The sequence below is a fragment of the Marinomonas posidonica genome (assembly GCF_043643765.1).
Taxonomy (GTDB): Bacteria; Pseudomonadota; Gammaproteobacteria; order Pseudomonadales; family Marinomonadaceae; genus Marinomonas; species Marinomonas posidonica_A.
The window spans coordinates 1-17,227 of sequence record NZ_JBHZSP010000019.1; the positions used below are offsets into that span (position 1 = coordinate 1).

Sequence of the window (17,227 nt, forward strand, 5' to 3'; positions counted from 1 at the left end):
AGACTTCAATTTCTTTTTTGAAGCCCCAGCGAGCGCCCACACAAATTATCTGATTATCTATTTTAAAGAGCGTTGCCGTTACACTTAAGCTGCTTCGTTTCTCTTAGAGAGTGAAGCCCTGTCCGTGTCAGCGAGGGCGTATATTAAGGATCTACAGATTTTTAGCAAGTACTTTTTAATTCTTTTTTAAAAAATACTTTTGCGGCGTTTCTTCCACCCTTTTACTCATCCCAAGGGTGAGCAAAAGGCTGTGCTTTTATCGACTGAATCAAACTGCATTCTTCTTGTGATAAATCCTTTGCAACTCCTTTGACGGCGATGCGCAATGATTCCATACGCTTTACCGACATCGTGTTCCCCTCTAGCTCCGAACGTAAGATTTCAATTTGCGCTAATGCAATTCTTTGCGTTGATTCATCAAGCTGACTGGCATGAGCACAGAGTGTAGCAATACACACTAGGGTCTCTATGCGCTTGCCTAATTGTTGTAATGGCAATTGCGCTTGCGTTAACTCCAACTGATAAGTGGCACTCATTTTAAAATAATGCCAACGACATTGTCGAAGTTGATACTCCGCAAATCTTAGATGCGATTTTAATGGTGGCGGTATACTCTTGTACCGTTTTATCAATCGACTAGGTAACCACTGTACACAGCGATCAATCAGGCTCAACACCGTATTTCGAGTTACCCAACCTAAAAGGCGCCAGAATCCCGTATTCATTGTTAGAGATAACAGAAGACTAGATATTCTTATTGGCGATTTAATAAAGCGACCTAAAGAGAGCTTTAGAATACGTTTTTCCTTAGCAACTGGTCGACCATTTTTATCCGTGTTTGCCCGTTGCAAAAGATTTAACAGCCCAGCCATGTAGTTTTCAGTGAACGACTTCGTTAAGTCCCTTACCATTCCCAGCCGGATCAGATCATCTTCCCCCTCAACAATACCAAAGGCATGTGCTGTCGCTCTAATATCTGAAATACGAGAACCTTTATCCAAACTGCGCCCTCCCATAACCCGTTCACAGGCAATTAAAGAGCCCAATAAATAATGAGCACTGGCCGATTTAGTAACGTCTCTTAATCCCGCCAAATCTACTTTATCCTGATCTTGTGCTAAGGCTAAATGTGATAGAGCTTGTGCCGTAAGCGCTCCACCCAATATTTTTGCCAGTGCCAAGCGAGGCAATTCATGCTTAATAACCTTCCCACCAACACCTTCTCTTTGAATCGCATAATGCACAGCATCGGCTGCCATCATTCGTTGAAACCCTGCGGCTTGTGCCGCCAACATGCAACGTCCCATTCTTAAACAGTAAAACAATACTTCAACGCCATTGCCTAAAATTTCCTGCTCATAAGGGATTGGGAAATTTTTAAAATGAATTCGTGAGTTAATATTTTGTTGAAACGCACTTACATTGGAGCTTTGACAATGAAAAGAGAATTCACCATCGATGTCGGCTTCGGGTAACTCAGTAACAAACAACGCCAACTCTTTGCTGTCTTTACCCTTCCGTGCCACGATCGCCATCAGACCACCATGTGTAGCACTGGTAATGTAGAGTTTATTGCATTCGCCTTCTGCAAAGAGACGCCAGCAAGCATTCTCTTCATCCTTTTCCACATAAGCCTTAACCCGTTTGGCATTCACCCCAACCCCGACCTCAGTCAAAGCAAAGGCAATAAGTTGTCCACCACTAATAACGGGCAAATATTTGTTTTTTTGCGCTTCTGTGCCATAACCAAGCAAAGCGCTGGAACCTATGGTTAATTGCCCAGAAATTTCAACCGATAAAGCCCCTAAACCATTAGCTGCAAAGTTTTCCATTAAACATGCAAACTCACTGTAACGTTTACCTTGTCCGCCATATTGAATTGGCACAGTAAACCCATACCCTCCTTCTTTGGCCACTGCCTTACGCAATGCAGAAGTTATTTTTCCATCTTCACCAAAGGCCTCACCCTGCTGCAAACAAGACAATCCGGACTGCAATATAGAAGAAGCTTCAGAAGTCACTGACTGTTTCATATTGTCGACGCCCGAAATCAGCTCTTCGATATCAGGTTGAGGACCGTAAATCATGCGTTCAATTAAACTAGATCGAGTGGTTGCAAGATGTCGACCCGCAGCATCTGCCGCTTGCTCTAAAGCGGCAACGTCTTCTGCTTGAGCAAGGTCGCCCGCGGCCTTTAAAGCTTGAGCAGAAATCGAGGTAGGAGATTCATGAGCCATACAATATTCCTCAATAAAGTGATTAAGGAAAAGGTACGCGAGGAAAAGATATTGAGGAATAGCACAAGATGCCGATCATTAATGCAAATAGTGCCAACCTATTAATTTATGCACAGAAACAAAAAACTAAACCCGAGCATGTAACACTCTATAGTCAGTTGGACTCAACCCAGTCCAGCGCCGAAACGCTCGCGCAAACACCGCCGCATCGGAGAAGCCAACTTTTTCAGCGACCGCCGCGATGGAAACCCCTTCTTGCGATAACCAGTAGCTCGCTCGATCTTGACGCATAAGATCTTTAATCTGTTGAAAAGATGTACCCTCTTTTTCTAACTTACGAATCAAGGTTCGTCGGGACATATGCAAGCTCTTAGCCGCCTCATCAATATCAGGAAAACCGGTACCAAACGAGCGATTAAGTAAGGCTCGCAGATCACTAGCCACGCTAATCTCTCCCGGCTGCTTCAAAAATAATTCAATTGGGCAACGCTTCATGTAGGCTTTTAAAGCATCTAAACTTTGCACATTCTGTCGAGCTAAATAAGATTGACTAAAAACCAATTTCAAGGCGTCTTGATTGAACCGACGCTTGCAAGGATAAAGCTTGGCATAATCATGTTGCTGTGGTTCCGCATATGGAAAATGCACCGCCACTAAGGGAATACGCTCTTGAATCAACCAAGAAGCATAACTGTGCCAAGCCAATAAGGTCATATCTGAAAACAAGTGAGACTCATCCAAACTTGTATCCGCCAACTTAAACGCTAATACAGCCGTATTATCCACCTCACTCAGTGTCATTTCATAAGCGTCAGACACCATATTGTAGAAGCGACACGCCAGTTGCAGAACTTTACCCAAGTTCACCTCATGTACGGTGGCACGCCCCATCATAAAAAAAGCCCCAGCCGGTAAAGGCGAGCTGGCTAACCCCATGGCCTCGTCTTGCAACAAATCCCAAATCCCCTCCACAATACCTGCCAGCTTCTCGATTTCAATTTCAACATACAAATCTTCGATAACACCTGGGTCCAAATTGGCACGTTTAAAAAGCGAGTCCGCGTCCAAGTCTTTCTCTCGTGCTAACCGATATAAACGGCCTATATAATGATTTGGGGTGGTTAAGGTTTGTCTATCGTGAGACATAGCATTTCCTGTGTCGCAATCAATTCCATACTCTGTATACACCATTCATCCCGAACGGGCACTGATAAAACGAAAAAAGGCGCCGTAGCGCCTTTTATAACATCACAAATTAAGCCCGATTACAGGGTGAACAAATGATGCTTTTTCTTACCCAATTTCACTAGGAAGAATTTGCCGTAGTAACCTTTTTCAGATGAAAACATGTCCGCTGCTGACATGTTATCGTCCATGCTCTTTGCCTCGCCATTTACAAACACTGAGTTACGCTGCAATGCGTCTTTTACCTGCTTACCTGAAGCGGCTAGACCCGCTTCTGCCAATAAGCTAGTCAGAGGCGTTTCCGCAAGATTAGCCTCAGCAAGAGAACTGCTTGGCAGACCATCTAATTGAATTTGCTCTAGATCTTGTTCACTTAACTGATCCGCTTCTCCACTAAACAATGCTTGAGTAATTCGCTCAGCGGCGGCCAAACCGTCTTCGCCATGAACTAAGCGCGTTGCTTCGCGTGCCAAAATAGACTGTGCCTGCGGTTTGCCCGTACTGTCTTTATCCGCTTGCTCAATGGCATCAATTTCTTCCATACCAAGGAAAGTAAAGTACTTAAGAAATTTATAAACATCTGCATCCGCTGTGTTCATCCAAAATTGGTAGAAAGCATATTGCGATGTTTTCTTAGGATCCAGCCAGACAGCTCCCGATTCAGTTTTACCAAATTTAGTACCATCTGATTTCGTTACCAAAGGTACAGTCATACCAAAGGCTTGCGATTTATTCTGACGACGAGAAAGGTCAATACCACCAACGATGTTGCCCCACTGATCACTACCGCCAATTTGAATGGTACAGTCGTACTCGCGATTTAACTCAGCGAAATCCATACCTTGTAACAAGGCATAAGAAAACTCGGTAAACGAAATGCCAGCGCCTTCACGATTCAAACGTTGTTGCACAGACTCTTTATTGATCATGGCGTTTACTGAGAAGTGCTTACCAATATCACGCAAGAAGTCGAGCACATTCATGTTGCCCGCCCAATCTAGGTTATTTACCACGCGAGCAGGATTGGAAACATCATCAAATTTTACAAACTGACTAACCTGCCCACGAATTTTCTCAGCCCAACCAGCCACAACATCAGAGGTATTTAGCTGACGCTCTGCTGCTTTAAAACTCGGATCACCAATCAATCCTGTGGCACCGCCGACTAAAGCAATCGGGTTGTGGCCAGCATCTTGAAATCGTTTCAACACCAACAAAGGCACTAAGTGACCTAGATGCAAACTATCAGCCGTAGGATCAAAGCCACAATAAAGCGTACGACTGCCACTCGCCAAATGAGATTTCAGCTCGTCTTCTGAGGTCATCTGCGCGATCAAACCACGAGCTTGCAAGTCGGTTAAAAGGTCGTTACTGCTTACTGTCATTTTATAGATCCACTTCTTATAGAGTTAATTTCGTCAAAGCATTCAATTATAAAAGTAATATTGGTACGATTACAGAGCTTTAACAAAGAATTTTAGGTACATATTTTGATTAAACTGATACCCACTAAGCATCTACTTCTTATTGCTGTGGTATGCGTCCTGCTAGCCATTGTCCTGATTGCAATTCCTGCAGACGAAGCTACCGACGAAACACCCATCTCTATCCATGCTAACTTACAGGTGATAGATCAATCGCAAGTTATGTTAACTGAGTTGCAAGAATTAACCCCCAAAAGCAACATCATGCCATCTATATCAACATCCGGGATCGTCTCCGGTTACGATGTACCAACACCAGACAATCTCGTTAAAAAGAACAGCGCCCCAACGTTCAAAGACCATTCCGTCATCGTTAAGTCCGGTGACTCTTTATCGAAAGTACTCTCTAGTAGAGGCATTTCACCACAAGATATCTACAAGGTCTCACAGGCTGACAAGAAGCAGAAGTCATTAGTTCGAATGCTGCCTGGCCAAACATTAAACTTCACCACCAACGAAAAAAGTGGTGAGCTAACAAAATTGACACTCATTCAAAACCGTTTAGACAGCGTTATATTTGAACGAGAAGAAAACAAGTTCACTCGCACAACGGAATCTAGAACCCCTGAAATCGTTCAAACCTATAAAGAAGCAGAAATCAATAATTCACTGTTTGTTGATGGTCTTAAGGCTGGCATTAGTGAACCACTCATTATCGAAATTGCTAATATTTTTGGTTGGGATATCGACTTTGCCTTGGACATCCGTAAGGGCGACAGCCTAAGCGTATTATATGAAGAGAAGTTCTTGGATGGTGAAAAAATTGGCAATGGCAACATCATTGCCGCACAGTTCATTAACAATGGACGAACCTTTCAAGCCATTCGTTTCCAAACGAAAAAAGGCGCCCATTATTACACCCCTGATGGGTTAGCAATGCGCAAAGCGTTCATCCGAACACCGGTCGACTTTTCACGCATCTCATCGAAATTCAACCCAAATCGATTGCATCCAATCTTTAAAACTAGCCGCCCACACCGAGGTGTTGATTACGCTGCTTCCAGTGGCACTCCTGTAAAAGCAGCTGGTGACGGTAAAATTTCCTTTGCGGGCAAACAGAACGGTTATGGTAATGTCGTCATCATCGACCATGGACGAGGCTACCAAACTCTGTATGCTCATTTACGAGGTTTTGCCCGAGGCACCAAACGTGGCGCTCGCGTAAAACAGGGCAAGATCATTGCCTATGTTGGTCAAACCGGTTGGGCTACTGGGCCACACTTACATTATGAATTTCGCATTAATGGTATTCACAAGAACCCAGTGACAGTGAAACTGCCCAACGATGACCCTATGCCGAAAAGCGATTTGAAAAAATACTTACCTTACGCACAACAGGTGGTCGCCACGCTAACCAACTCTCATTCACCTGCTTTTGCTCGAAAATTAGCCGCATTGAAGCGATAACATAAAATAAAGACATAAAAAAAGCAGCCGAAGCTGCTTTTTTTATGTCTTATCGAAACAGGCTTAAACAGCGCTGTTTACGAACTCAATCAGTTGAGACTTAGAAACAGCGCCAACTTTTGTTGCGACTACTTCACCGCCTTTAACGATGATCAAAGTTGGAATACCACGTACATTGTACTTAGGCGCCGTTTCAGTGTTTTCGTCAACATTCAACTTAACCACTTTCAACTTACCGGCAAACTCATCAGCTACATCTTCTAAAACAGGCGCGATCATTTTACATGGGCCACACCAAGGAGCCCAAAAATCAACAAGCACTGGCACGTCTGAGCTCAACACTTCTTCAGCGAATTGAGCATCCGTAATTTGGCTAATATTTTCACTCATAAAAAATTCCTTAAAATCTATATTGTTCAATGAATGAGGCTAGTGTAACACTAAATCACTGGGGTAAAAATCGATTCTCTTTAATTCCACAATAGAAAAACACTATTGCGTAAGGGCTTGAATAGCTGAAGGTAATTCCAATAGAGAGTGAATTTCTGCATGAGAACGAGCACCCCAATTCTCTCCCCAACGACGCGCACCATGACGATTAAACCAGATGCTTCGAGCTCCCGCATTTGCTGCCCCAAGCACATCATCAACTGGATGATCGCCAATATGAATCAAGCTTTCCGCCGCCACACCTGCCTGATTAGCAGCATATTGAAAAAGTTCAGGAGCAGGCTTCGCCACACCATGTTGATCTGCACGTACCGCAAATTCGAAATAGCGTCCTAATCCAACATAAGGATGGAATACATCGGCATTACCATTGGTGATGACCGCTAGTCGATAATCCTGATGCAATTCCGCTAACACATCGCTCACATGTGGAAACAAGTCTACTTTTTGACGCCACTCACAAAAATGCACTAACGCCGCTTGAGCAACCATATTGGCTTCCTCTGTTGGCAAGCCAAATGCTTTTAATGCGCGTTGATAAATAAACAATCGCAAACGCGTTAGGTCTGCGATCAGGGTTGGCTCTTGCGCTAAAATTTGCTGTCGTATGGCCTGCTGACCATCACTGCCATACTGCAAGTAAAAACCAGGAAAGCGCTCTTCAAACCAAGACTCCATCGCGTACTCAGCACGGACAATCACTGGCGAGACATCCCACAATGTATTGTCCAAATCAAAGGTTATGAGTACCGTCATGGTGTCAGCCTTAGTAAAATGGCACTTAATAAATCGGCCAAATGCTGTAAGAAGAAGGTGCCTTTTTGCTGATCGAAGGTAGTGGCTTTATCCGAGCCTAATACCAGTAAACCTCGCTTTTTAATGTCACCACCAGCACGAGACAAAAGAGGCAGCACAGCAACAGAGTTCACCTGCCCCGCCTCTTCAGCAAACAAATAGGCCATTTCTTTTTCAGGTAAGATGCCACAAAAACACTCATCTAAGTTCATCGTAAAAGGCATCAAACCTTGATCAACATCCAGATTATGACATTTGATTGAACTGTCTTGATGATCGCCAAATAAAATCAAAGTATGGAAAGCGACGTCAAAATCGACCCTCACCATATCATCAACGGCCACCGCTAAATCATCGAGCGAACGGCAATTCAATCCAGCCAAAATCAGGCGACGACTTTTCTGCATGGTCGACTCATTTTCGCGAGCCACATCGACTAAGCGCTCAAATTGACCGCGGTATTCCGCCGTCGACTTTCGCAAATGGTTGACCTGATATTCCAATAAGGAAATCGCACGGCCATTAACAGGATGAGGAATCGTGAGACCATCCAACACATCTGCATTGCGCACAAAAAAGTCCGGCGTATTGGATAAATATTGAATGATTTCCTCTTCGCTCATATCGCCTCTATAGGTAAATTTGACCTTCAAACACTTTTTCAGCCGGACCTGTCATAAGAATCGGTTCGCCTTCACCTGCCCATTCAATATGCAAATCACCACCCCGTAAATGCGCTGTCACTTTAGGTGCCAGCCAACCTTGCTTAATACCTGCTACAACGGCCGCACAGGCGCCAGTACCACAAGCTTGCGTTTCACCAACGCCACGCTCAAACACTCGCAAGTTAATTTCAGATGAATTAACCACTTGCATAAAGCCCACATTAACCTTATTTGGAAAACGCTCATGAGACTCGATTTTAGCCCCTAGACTCTGTACCTGTTCATCCTGCAAAGTATCGACTTTTAACACCGCATGAGGGTTACCGACAGAAACTGGCGTAATCTGATAATCCTCACCATCAACCGTTAGTGGGTACAAACCGTCGTTAAGCTCCGCAGAAAAAGGCAGATCCGCCGGAACGAAGCTAGGCGCTCCCATATCCACGGTGACGAGTCCATTGTCCATCACTCTAAGTTGAATGGCACCCCGCTTGGTTTCAACATTAATGACGCGTTTATGAGTCAGTTCGCGATCCAATACAAACTTAGCGAAACAACGCGCACCATTGCCACAATGCTCTACTTCACTGCCGTCTGAATTATAAATTCGGTATCGAAAGTCCATGTCTGGATTAGAAGGTGGCTCAACAACCAACAGTTGGTCAAAACCAATTCCCCAGTTACGGTCACTTAAACGCTCGATTTGTGATTTATTAAAAAACACCTTACGAGAAACCGCATCTACCACCACAAAATCGTTGCCGAGACCGTGCATTTTTGTAAACTTCAATAACACAACAGCCTCCTCAGTCTGGCAGAACTTGTTCGCCAACCAACTGATGTTCAATGGTTTCACGTGCGCGTATCAAATAAGCTTTATCACCATCCACCATCACTTCTGCAGCACGATTTCGACTGTTGTAATTCGATGCCATGGTAAAACCATACGCACCCGCAGAGCGAACAGCCAATAAATCGCCTGCCTGAATATCCAGTTCACGATCCTTACCTAAGAAGTCACCCGTTTCACATACTGGGCCGACTAAATCGTATACGCGCTTACCTTCCGCTGTTGGCTGCTGAGAAACTGGCACAATGTCCATCCAAGCGCTGTATAGGGAAGGACGAATCAAATCGTTCATCGCGCCATCAATGATGGCAAAGTTTTTATGATCATTACATTTCAGGAATTCCACCTGAGTCAACATCACGCCAGCATTGGCAGCAATGGAACGGCCAGGCTCAAACGCCAACGTCACGTCCATGCCTTTGACTTTTTCTAACAGTAATTTAGCGTAGTCAGCTGGTTTTGGTGGCACTTCATCACGGTAACGAACACCAAGACCACCACCTAAATCCAAATGCTTGATTTTGATGCCCACGGCGGCCAATTCTTCCAACAATCCAACTAAACGGTCAAACGTGTCCAAGAAAGGTTTTAATTCCGTCAATTGCGAGCCAATATGACAATCCACGCCCATCACATCAAGATTCGGTAATTCATTGGCGATTTGATAAATACGAACCGCCTCTTTGATGTCGATACCGAATTTATTTTCTTTAAGGCCAGTGGAAATATAAGGGTGAGTCTTCGCATCGACATCAGGATTAACGCGTAAGGAAATCGGAGCTTGTTTGCCCATTTCTCCGGCCACCTTGTCTAAACGATACAATTCCGCCTCTGACTCAACATTGAAGCAGTGAATACCCACTTCCAAAGCACGGCGCATTTCTACTTCTTGCTTACCCAAGCCAGAGAACATAACCTTCGCAGGATCGCCTCCTGCTTTTAATACTCGCTCAAGTTCTCCAATAGAAACAATATCGAAGCCCGCTCCTAAGCGTGCTAGAACATTCAAAATAGCAATATTTGAACAAGCTTTAACGGCATAACAAATCAGCGTGGGATGAGCCGCAAATGCTTCCGCATAATCCATATAATGGCGTTCAAACATCGCTCGTGAATAAACATAGCAAGGGGTGCCAAATTGTTCGGCAACATCAGACAAGGCAACGCCTTCTGCATGTAAAGTCTGATTTGAATAAGCAAATAAATCCAAAGGGGAATCCTCAATTTTGTGACGATGTAAGTTGTGACGGCAGATTATTCTCAGGCAAATAAAGCGCACCTTTATTACCACAAGCAACTATGAGTCCGGTCAAAATAAAAATTGCTAGCCACTTAGACATCGTCATATCTCTTCATTTTTTGATGATGCTAGTATACCTTGCCAATCATGGGTTTCCCAACCCTAGCACACGAAATAGCGGGATATTCTTTACCCTAAAGAAAAACAGAGAACGCTTGAATTTACCTACAAGAACACCAAGATAAAGACAGTCATTTTCACCAGAGGTTAGCTTAGAAAGCAGAATGAAGAACAAAATCCTACCATGGAGCATCGCATTAGGTTGCGCCATTGTTCTACACATACTGTTACTAGAATGGTCGGCACCAGCAAGCTGGTTAAGCGATCGGGCGAATGTGACTCACCCTGAGCTTTTTATTCTCAAGACAAATACTACTCCTCAATCATTGGCAACGGACAGTCGACCATTGGAAAGCTCTGTCAGAGATGAACAACAAAACACATCAAACGACGTCAACCGCATACAGCCAACTGAAGTCATTATGAACAACAAAGACGCCCAAATAGAAGCAACTGAAATGCCCTCTTCGGAGTTTAACCATCAAACCGATTTACCGACAGAACGGTCATCTCAGCTTGTCGAAGACCTACATGCAAAATCGCCACTGCTAGAATTAAGTCCCCCTTCATCAAGCCAAAACGACAGCGAGACTGATGGAATCTTCTCCCCAGCACTAAGAGCCAAAATAGAAAAAGCCAAACAAGATCAAGAAGCCTATTTAAAAGGACAACAAGAAGAGACCGCTTACCCCATCACTGAAGATGCTGATGGCACAAAATACGTCAATATTGAAGGAGTCTGTTGGCGCATACCTGAACCAGGAAGCGATACAGCTTGGGCGATTGTTTTTGCTGGCTGCAATGGCCAAAAGGAAACCTTCCATTTCGAACTAAACATTGCCCCAAGTACCTTCTTAGGCCCTGACGGTGCCTTCCCTCTTGCTGAGTAATGACCGATCTTGCGCTTTAATTACCCAAAAAAAAACGACGACCCTAGGTCGTCGTTTATCTTCAACAATGTCAGTAATGCTGTTCGATTATCGAGCGGCTAACTCTGATTTTGCGCGCTCTACAGCACTTAACACTTGCGCAGGCGCGGTCCCACCAATGTGATCACGTGCTGCCACAGAACCTTCTAATGTCAGTACATCAAACACATCTTGCTCGATCATATCGCCGAATGACTGCAGTTCTTCCAAGGTCATCTCAGACAAGTCCTTGCCTTCTTTCACACCATACCCAACCGCTTTACCAACTATTTCATGAGCATCGCGGAATGCCACACCATGGCGAACCAAGTAGTCAGCCAAATCGGTGGCCGTTGAGAAGCCACGACGCGCCGCTTCATACATGTGCTCTTTACGAGATTCGATCGCCGGAATCATGTCAGCAAACGCACGCAAAGACCCTTTTAATGTATCAACAGTATCAAACAGAGGCTCTTTGTCTTCTTGATTGTCCTTGTTATAAGCCAAACATTGAGACTTCATTAAGGTAAGCAGTCCCATTAAGTGACCATAAACTCGACCCGTTTTACCACGCACTAATTCTGGTACATCCGGATTTTTCTTCTGCGGCATAATGGAAGAACCGGTACAAAAGCGATCTGGCAAATAAATAAAATTGAACTGAGCTGAGGCCCACATCACCATTTCTTCAGCCCAACGGGACAAGTGCATCATGATAATAGACGCTGCAGACGTAAACTCGATGGCAAAATCACGGTCACTGACGGAATCCAAGGAATTATAAGTCGGACGCTCAAACCCCAACAGCTCTGCTGTCATGCTGCGATCAATTGGGTACGTTGTTCCAGCCAATGCGGCCGCGCCAAGCGGCAAAATATTGATACGCTTACGGCAATCCACAAGACGCTCGTAATCACGCTGCATCATTTCATACCAAGCCATTAGATGGTGCCCAAACGTCACAGGTTGCGCCGTTTGCAAATGCGTAAAGCCAGGCATAATGGTGTCGGCTTCTTTTTCCGCCAGACTTAAAATACCTTGTTGCAAGCGTGTCACTTCTTCTAATAAAAAGTCCACTTCATCACGCATGTAAAGGCGAATATCCGTTGCAACTTGGTCATTACGAGAACGACCTGTGTGCAGTTTTTTACCCGTAATACCGATTTTTTGAGTCAGACGCGCTTCAATGTTCATATGAACGTCTTCTAGCTCAATTGACCACTCAAACTCACCTCGAGCGATTTCCTCTTCAATTTCAGTCAAGCCCTGAATAATCTGATCACGCTCTTCTTCTGTTAGTACACCAATACTGGCCAACATTTTGCCATGGGCAATGGACCCTTGAATGTCTTGTTTCGCCATTCTTTGATCAAACTCAACAGAAGCCGTAAAACGCGCAACAAAAGCATCAACAGGCTCAGAAAAGCGACCACCCCATTGCTGGTTTGTGGTTTTATTTGTATCCGTCATTCGGTTAGTTCCTACACTGGGTTCATTTTGCTGCAAAGAGTACCTTATGCGCCTTCACTTATAAAGTATTGAAAGATGACGAAGGAGTGCTTAACGAGTATCATGAACAACAAATTTTAAGGATTTTCATCGGTCCGCAACGCACTAGGAGACACAGTGAAAGATAAAATTGTGATCGCAACTCGAGAAAGCCAACTCGCTCTTTGGCAAGCCAACAACGTCAAAGCTCAACTCGAAAGTCTGTACCCTGATTTAACCGTGGAACTGCTTGGCATGACCACCAAAGGCGATCAAATTTTAGACTCCCCACTGTCCAAAATTGGCGGCAAAGGACTCTTTGTCAAAGAACTGGAAGCGGCCCTATTGGATGGACGAGCGGACATCGCCGTTCATTCCATGAAAGACGTACCAATGGCTTTTCCAGAAGGCTTGGGGCTTGCCGTTATTTGCGAGCGTGAAGACCCTAGTGATGCTTTCGTGTCTAATCAATACGCCACCTTAGACGATCTTCCTGCTGGCGCAGTTGTCGGCACCTCCAGTTTGCGTCGTTCTTGCCAGCTAAAAATGCAGCGCCCTGACCTTATCATTAAAGATTTACGTGGTAACGTTAACACTCGTTTGAAAAAAATGGACGAGGGAGAATATGACGCCATCATTTTGGCAACCGCTGGCTTGCTTCGCCTTGAAATGCAGGAGAGGATTCGTCAAAAAATGCCAGCGGAATTGAGCCTTCCCGCTGGTGGACAAGGTGCCATGGGAATTGAATGTCGTGCCGATGATCAACCTACGTTTGACTTACTTGCGCCACTTCAGCACGAGGAAACCACCTACCGAGTCACCGCTGAACGCGCCTTAAACGAACGATTAAATGGCGGTTGCCAAGCACCAATCGCCTGCTTTGCAATTCTTCAGCAAGATGAAATTTGGTTACGAGGGTTAGTAGGAAGTCCTGATGGCAAGTCCATGATCCAAAGTGACATCCGAGGACACAAAGACGACGCCAAAAAATTGGGAGTAACGCTGGCCGAAGAGCTACTTGCTCGTGGTGCTAACACCATCCTTGATGCCATTTATCAATAAATTAAGGTCTTTTCGCCGTGCCCAATCATCATATTCTGATTACACGTCCAGAACCTGAAAACCAGCTAAGCTGTGAGCGAGTCCTCGCTCATGGTTGGCAACCTATATCCTTACCGATGCTGAGCATTGAAGCGGTGAATGATCCACAAAAGATCGCAGAAATTCGCTCACAAGTTTTCAATATTGACGAGTTTAATTACGTCATTTTTGTCAGTAAAAACGCCGCGAGATTAGCCTGCGAATGGCTTGATCAATGTTGGCCCATGCTACCTGTCAGTATCAACTGGATCGGTATTGGTCAAGGTACCACTCAAACACTGTTAGATGAAGGCGTCCCCGCTATTGCGAATCCAGGCCACACAACAGAGGCGTTATTGGCTTGGCTTAAACCGGTTAAAATGCGCGATCAAAAAATCCTCATCGTTCGTGGGTATGGTGGTCGACCAGAACTTGCACAACAACTGGAAGACAGAGGCGCAAAAGTCAGTTATCTTTCTCTTTACGAAAGAAAAAAACCTCTATATCACACTCAAACTTTCTTCATGCTGCCCGATATTAATTTAATATGGGTCACCAGTGGTGAAGGATTAACACATCTTTCAGAGTATGCGATGCAACATAAACCGGAATGGCTGTCTCTGCCTATTTTTACGCCCAGCGAAAGAGTCAATCAACTGGCATTTGAATTAGGTTGGAAAAAGGCGATATGCGCTCACGGAGCGGATGATACAAGCCTAATCAACACGACGGAAATTCACACAGGACATTAGAATGACTGATAACAACAAGCACGAATCCAATGACACCAGCCTCTCAAAGAGCCCAGAGCAAAACAACGCCGCTACCGAAAGTGCTGATGAGGTTACTCGTTCTAATTCTGCTACTCCAGCCAAAGACAAGGGGAGCAATCATGGTTTCACCATGACGCTGACGTCTGTCTCTCTATGTGTCTCTTTAATAGCAATCGCCACCAGCGGCTGGCTGTATTATCAGTCAACTATCAGTCCCTTTCCTCAGAATATCCAGCAACTTAAAACGCAGCAAGATACACTCACAGCGGCATTGCAGACTAGTCAAACCAGCAAGACCCAACTCGAGCAAGTGGCAAAAGACGTCATCCGAGCTCAACAATCCGCTCAGCAAGAAACCACAAAGCTAGAACAAAAACAGATTGAGCAAAGCAACAAAATACAGTCCTTAGAAGCTAAGTTACAGCGTTTAAACAATACCACCAAAGAAGACTGGAAACTGGCCGAAGCAGAATACCTTATCCGCCTCGCCAACCAGCGATTATTGCTTGAAGCCGACACCAAAGGGGCCATCTCATTATTAAGCAATGCCGATGACATTTTAAAAGAACAGCAAGACCCAATTACGTTTGACACCCGCAAGGCCTTGGCGAAAGACATTCAAGCGTTGAGTGCAACCAGCCAATTTGATTTGGAAGGCAAATACCTACAACTCACAGCGTTGCATGACAGCATTATCACTTTGCCGCAAAGAGAACCCTCAAAAGAATGGCAAAAGAGTCAGCAAGATACCAGCTCCGAAGACACAGCAACTACCAGTCGCATTGAGTCAGAACTGCAAAGTTTCTGGCAATCATTGCGCTCTTTAGTGGTGATTAACTATCAGCACAAACCAATCAAAGCTTTGCTACCGCCAGCAGAATATCAAGAACTAACAACAGGCCTACAGTTACAGTTGGATGTGGCACAGATCGCCCTGATGAAAGGTGAAAGCCTCATTTATCAGCAAGCTTTATCCCGTGTCGCTACGGCCATCACGGAACACTTTGACACCCAATCAAACCTAGTCACGTCTTTCCTTGCCAGCTTAACCGAATTGCAACAAATCGACCCATCACCCACCTTGCCTTTGCCAAGATCGTCTTTATTAGCCATGAAAAACCTAATGAAAGACTGGAATCAGCGTCAACCCACTGATAATAATGCTGACCCAGCGAGCACGGAACAACCATCCGCTGTTGAGAACAAGACAAAAATAATGGACCAAGAAGAAAACGCAAACGCTGTGGATGACGCTCGCTCTGAAGGAGAAAATTCATGAGAAAGCTACTCTTTCTACTGGTGATCATGATGGCAGCTGGAGGTATCTTAGGACTCCTTATGCGCCAAGACTCTGGCTATGTGCTTATTGCGTTCAATGGCGTCACAATCGAAACGAGTTTTTGGGTATTACTAGCCGCTATGATCGTCACGTTATTTGTGATGAGCTGGATTAAACGCATTTTATTTATCACTCTCAGACCCAGTAACTCCATTGCGAAAGTCACAGGCAACCTAGCCCAAAAAAGGGCCTCACGTAATACCATTCGAGGTCTGTTGGAATTAGTCGGCGGCAACTGGCATCGTGCTGAAAAGTTGCTCACCAACAGCGCTGACCGTGTACCTTATCCACTCATTAACTATATTGGCGCCGCATATGCTGCCAGCGAACAAGAAGAACATGAGCGCTCTAAATCTCTTCTTCGCTCCGCTCACAAGTCAACGCCTGAAGCCGAGTTTGCAATTGGTTTTGCACAAAGCCAATTGCAAATCAAACAAGAGCATTACGAAGGAGCATTGGCTTCATTGTTGCGACTTCACAAACTGAAACCCAAGCACCGCCAAGTTGTCAAAATGCTGGTGTCCGTTTACACCAAATTGAAAGATTGGGATGCTTTGTTAGCGTTAACCCCGACACTTAAAAAAGACGGCATTTTTGATGAAGACAATATGCTAGAATTAGAGCGCAATGCATTCTTAGCCTTGTTAGATAAAATAAAATTCCGCAATAAATTAGGCCAAAACAGCAAAGAACTGGTTGCTGAAGTAGAGTCTTTATGGAACAAGCTGGACACCCTCTCACAAGACGATCGTATGCGTCAGCTTTATGCACAAACCTTGATTCACTTTGGCGATGACACCAAGGCCGAACATTTTATTCGTCAGAGTCTAAACCAAAAATGGTCAGAAAAACTCGTCTATGAATACGCTAACATTCAACAAGGCAATGTAAAAAAACGCCTAACAAACTGTGAAGGTTGGCTAAAGAAAGAACCTGCTAGCGCAAACTTATATCTAGTAGCAGGACGTTTGAGTCAAACCATGATGTTATGGGGTAAGGCGAAAGACTATTACGAACAAGCGCTATCCCTCGATGGACAAAGTGAGGCCTTGGCAGAGTTAAGCCGCTTACTTGATGCTATGGGCGACAGTAAAGCCAGTCAAAACTTGATGATGATCAACCTAAATCAAGCCAGTAACCAATTAAAGCCTCTACCTTTACCCTCTCCTCATTAAGCAAAAAATAGAAGCTGCCCAAAGGCAGCTT

The 17,227-nt window shown here is 44.6% G+C and carries 16 protein-coding genes; 6 read left to right on the top strand and 10 right to left on the bottom strand.

The window, feature by feature from the left end:
• Positions 1-221: 221 nt before the first annotated feature.
• From ACHUFM_RS17130 to tyrS, 3 genes are all read right to left on the bottom strand, one after another.
• A complete protein-coding gene (locus tag ACHUFM_RS17130) occupies positions 222-2,237 on the bottom strand; it encodes an acyl-CoA dehydrogenase family protein (protein WP_394183784.1) in 2,016 nt (671 codons plus the stop codon).
• A 126-nt stretch (positions 2,238-2,363) separates the two neighbouring features.
• The gene (locus ACHUFM_RS17135; RefSeq protein ID WP_394183786.1) at positions 2,364-3,383 is read right to left on the bottom strand and encodes an AraC family transcriptional regulator; all 1,020 of its coding nucleotides are present in this window, start codon (positions 3,381-3,383) and stop codon (positions 2,364-2,366) included.
• A gap of 119 nt (positions 3,384-3,502) precedes the next feature.
• Positions 3,503-4,807 carry a tyrosine--tRNA ligase gene (tyrS, locus tag ACHUFM_RS17140; protein ID WP_394183788.1) on the bottom strand — a complete coding sequence of 435 codons (1,305 nt, stop codon included), beginning with the start codon at positions 4,805-4,807 and terminating at the stop codon, positions 3,503-3,505.
• 105 nt (positions 4,808-4,912) lie between these two features.
• Between tyrS and ACHUFM_RS17145 the strand changes: the two genes are divergently transcribed.
• Positions 4,913-6,313, top strand: coding sequence for a peptidoglycan DD-metalloendopeptidase family protein (locus tag ACHUFM_RS17145; protein WP_394183789.1), 1,401 nt, complete (start codon positions 4,913-4,915; stop codon positions 6,311-6,313).
• Positions 6,314-6,376: 63 nt separating this feature from the next.
• Here the strand turns inward: ACHUFM_RS17145 and trxA are convergent, their stop codons facing one another.
• The 6 genes from trxA to lptM all read right to left on the bottom strand — a co-directional run bounded on the left by trxA (position 6,377) and on the right by lptM (position 10,419).
• Positions 6,377-6,703 carry a thioredoxin TrxA gene (gene trxA / locus ACHUFM_RS17150; protein WP_063334390.1) on the bottom strand — a complete coding sequence of 109 codons (327 nt, stop codon included), beginning with the start codon at positions 6,701-6,703 and terminating at the stop codon, positions 6,377-6,379.
• A gap of 102 nt (positions 6,704-6,805) precedes the next feature.
• Positions 6,806-7,519 carry an HAD family hydrolase gene (locus tag ACHUFM_RS17155; RefSeq protein WP_394183790.1) on the bottom strand — a complete coding sequence of 238 codons (714 nt, stop codon included), beginning with the start codon at positions 7,517-7,519 and terminating at the stop codon, positions 6,806-6,808.
• Positions 7,516-8,181 carry a DUF484 family protein gene (locus ACHUFM_RS17160; protein WP_394183792.1) on the bottom strand — a complete coding sequence of 222 codons (666 nt, stop codon included), beginning with the start codon at positions 8,179-8,181 and terminating at the stop codon, positions 7,516-7,518. The genes ACHUFM_RS17155 and ACHUFM_RS17160 overlap by 4 nt, the downstream gene beginning before the upstream one ends.
• A gap of 7 nt (positions 8,182-8,188) precedes the next feature.
• A complete protein-coding gene (dapF, locus tag ACHUFM_RS17165) occupies positions 8,189-9,019 on the bottom strand; it encodes a diaminopimelate epimerase (protein WP_063334393.1) in 831 nt (276 codons plus the stop codon).
• A gap of 10 nt (positions 9,020-9,029) precedes the next feature.
• The gene (gene lysA, locus ACHUFM_RS17170) at positions 9,030-10,283 is read right to left on the bottom strand and encodes a diaminopimelate decarboxylase (protein WP_394183794.1); all 1,254 of its coding nucleotides are present in this window, start codon (positions 10,281-10,283) and stop codon (positions 9,030-9,032) included.
• A gap of 10 nt (positions 10,284-10,293) precedes the next feature.
• A complete protein-coding gene (gene lptM / locus ACHUFM_RS17175) occupies positions 10,294-10,419 on the bottom strand; it encodes an LPS translocon maturation chaperone LptM (protein WP_394183796.1) in 126 nt (41 codons plus the stop codon).
• A 178-nt stretch (positions 10,420-10,597) separates the two neighbouring features.
• On the opposite strand from lptM, the gene ACHUFM_RS17180 reads away from it, so the two are divergent.
• A complete protein-coding gene (locus tag ACHUFM_RS17180) occupies positions 10,598-11,323 on the top strand; it encodes a hypothetical protein (RefSeq protein WP_394183798.1) in 726 nt (241 codons plus the stop codon).
• An 87-nt stretch (positions 11,324-11,410) separates the two neighbouring features.
• Here ACHUFM_RS17180 and argH read toward each other — a convergent pair whose 3' ends face one another.
• A complete protein-coding gene (gene argH / locus ACHUFM_RS17185; RefSeq protein ID WP_394183799.1) occupies positions 11,411-12,811 on the bottom strand; it encodes an argininosuccinate lyase in 1,401 nt (466 codons plus the stop codon).
• 156 nt (positions 12,812-12,967) lie between these two features.
• On the opposite strand from argH, the gene hemC reads away from it, so the two are divergent.
• From hemC to ACHUFM_RS17205, 4 genes are read left to right on the top strand one after another with little or no spacing between them, the layout of a single operon-like run.
• A complete protein-coding gene (hemC, locus tag ACHUFM_RS17190; RefSeq protein ID WP_394183801.1) occupies positions 12,968-13,891 on the top strand; it encodes a hydroxymethylbilane synthase in 924 nt (307 codons plus the stop codon).
• Positions 13,892-13,908: 17 nt separating this feature from the next.
• Complete coding sequence (locus ACHUFM_RS17195) at positions 13,909-14,661, top strand: uroporphyrinogen-III synthase (protein ID WP_394183803.1); 753 nt, start codon at positions 13,909-13,911, stop codon at positions 14,659-14,661.
• Between the two features lies 1 nt (position 14,662).
• A complete protein-coding gene (locus ACHUFM_RS17200; RefSeq protein ID WP_394183805.1) occupies positions 14,663-15,961 on the top strand; it encodes a uroporphyrinogen-III C-methyltransferase in 1,299 nt (432 codons plus the stop codon).
• On the top strand, positions 15,958-17,196 hold the full coding sequence (locus ACHUFM_RS17205) for a heme biosynthesis HemY N-terminal domain-containing protein (protein WP_394183807.1): 1,239 nt from the start codon (positions 15,958-15,960) through the stop codon (positions 17,194-17,196). The genes ACHUFM_RS17200 and ACHUFM_RS17205 overlap by 4 nt, the downstream gene beginning before the upstream one ends.
• Positions 17,197-17,227: the final 31 nt, after the last annotated feature.

Bases quoted from the DNA above. Each gene is read 5' to 3' on its own strand.
- ACHUFM_RS17130 (WP_394183784.1), bottom strand. From the start codon at position 2,237: ATGGCTCATGAATCTCCTACCTCGATTTCTGCTCAAGCTTTAAAGGCC.
- ACHUFM_RS17135 (WP_394183786.1), bottom strand. From the start codon at position 3,383: ATGTCTCACGATAGACAAACCTTAACCACCCCAAATCATTATATAGGC.
- tyrS (WP_394183788.1), bottom strand. From the start codon at position 4,807: ATGACAGTAAGCAGTAACGACCTTTTAACCGACTTGCAAGCTCGTGGT.
- trxA (WP_063334390.1), bottom strand. From the start codon at position 6,703: ATGAGTGAAAATATTAGCCAAATTACGGATGCTCAATTCGCTGAAGAA.
- ACHUFM_RS17155 (WP_394183790.1), bottom strand. From the start codon at position 7,519: ATGACGGTACTCATAACCTTTGATTTGGACAATACATTGTGGGATGTC.
- ACHUFM_RS17160 (WP_394183792.1), bottom strand. From the start codon at position 8,181: ATGAGCGAAGAGGAAATCATTCAATATTTATCCAATACGCCGGACTTT.
- lptM (WP_394183796.1), bottom strand. From the start codon at position 10,419: ATGACGATGTCTAAGTGGCTAGCAATTTTTATTTTGACCGGACTCATA.
- ACHUFM_RS17180 (WP_394183798.1), top strand. From the start codon at position 10,598: ATGAAGAACAAAATCCTACCATGGAGCATCGCATTAGGTTGCGCCATT.
- argH (WP_394183799.1), bottom strand. From the start codon at position 12,811: ATGACGGATACAAATAAAACCACAAACCAGCAATGGGGTGGTCGCTTT.
- ACHUFM_RS17200 (WP_394183805.1), top strand. From the start codon at position 14,663: ATGACTGATAACAACAAGCACGAATCCAATGACACCAGCCTCTCAAAG.
- ACHUFM_RS17205 (WP_394183807.1), top strand. From the start codon at position 15,958: ATGAGAAAGCTACTCTTTCTACTGGTGATCATGATGGCAGCTGGAGGT.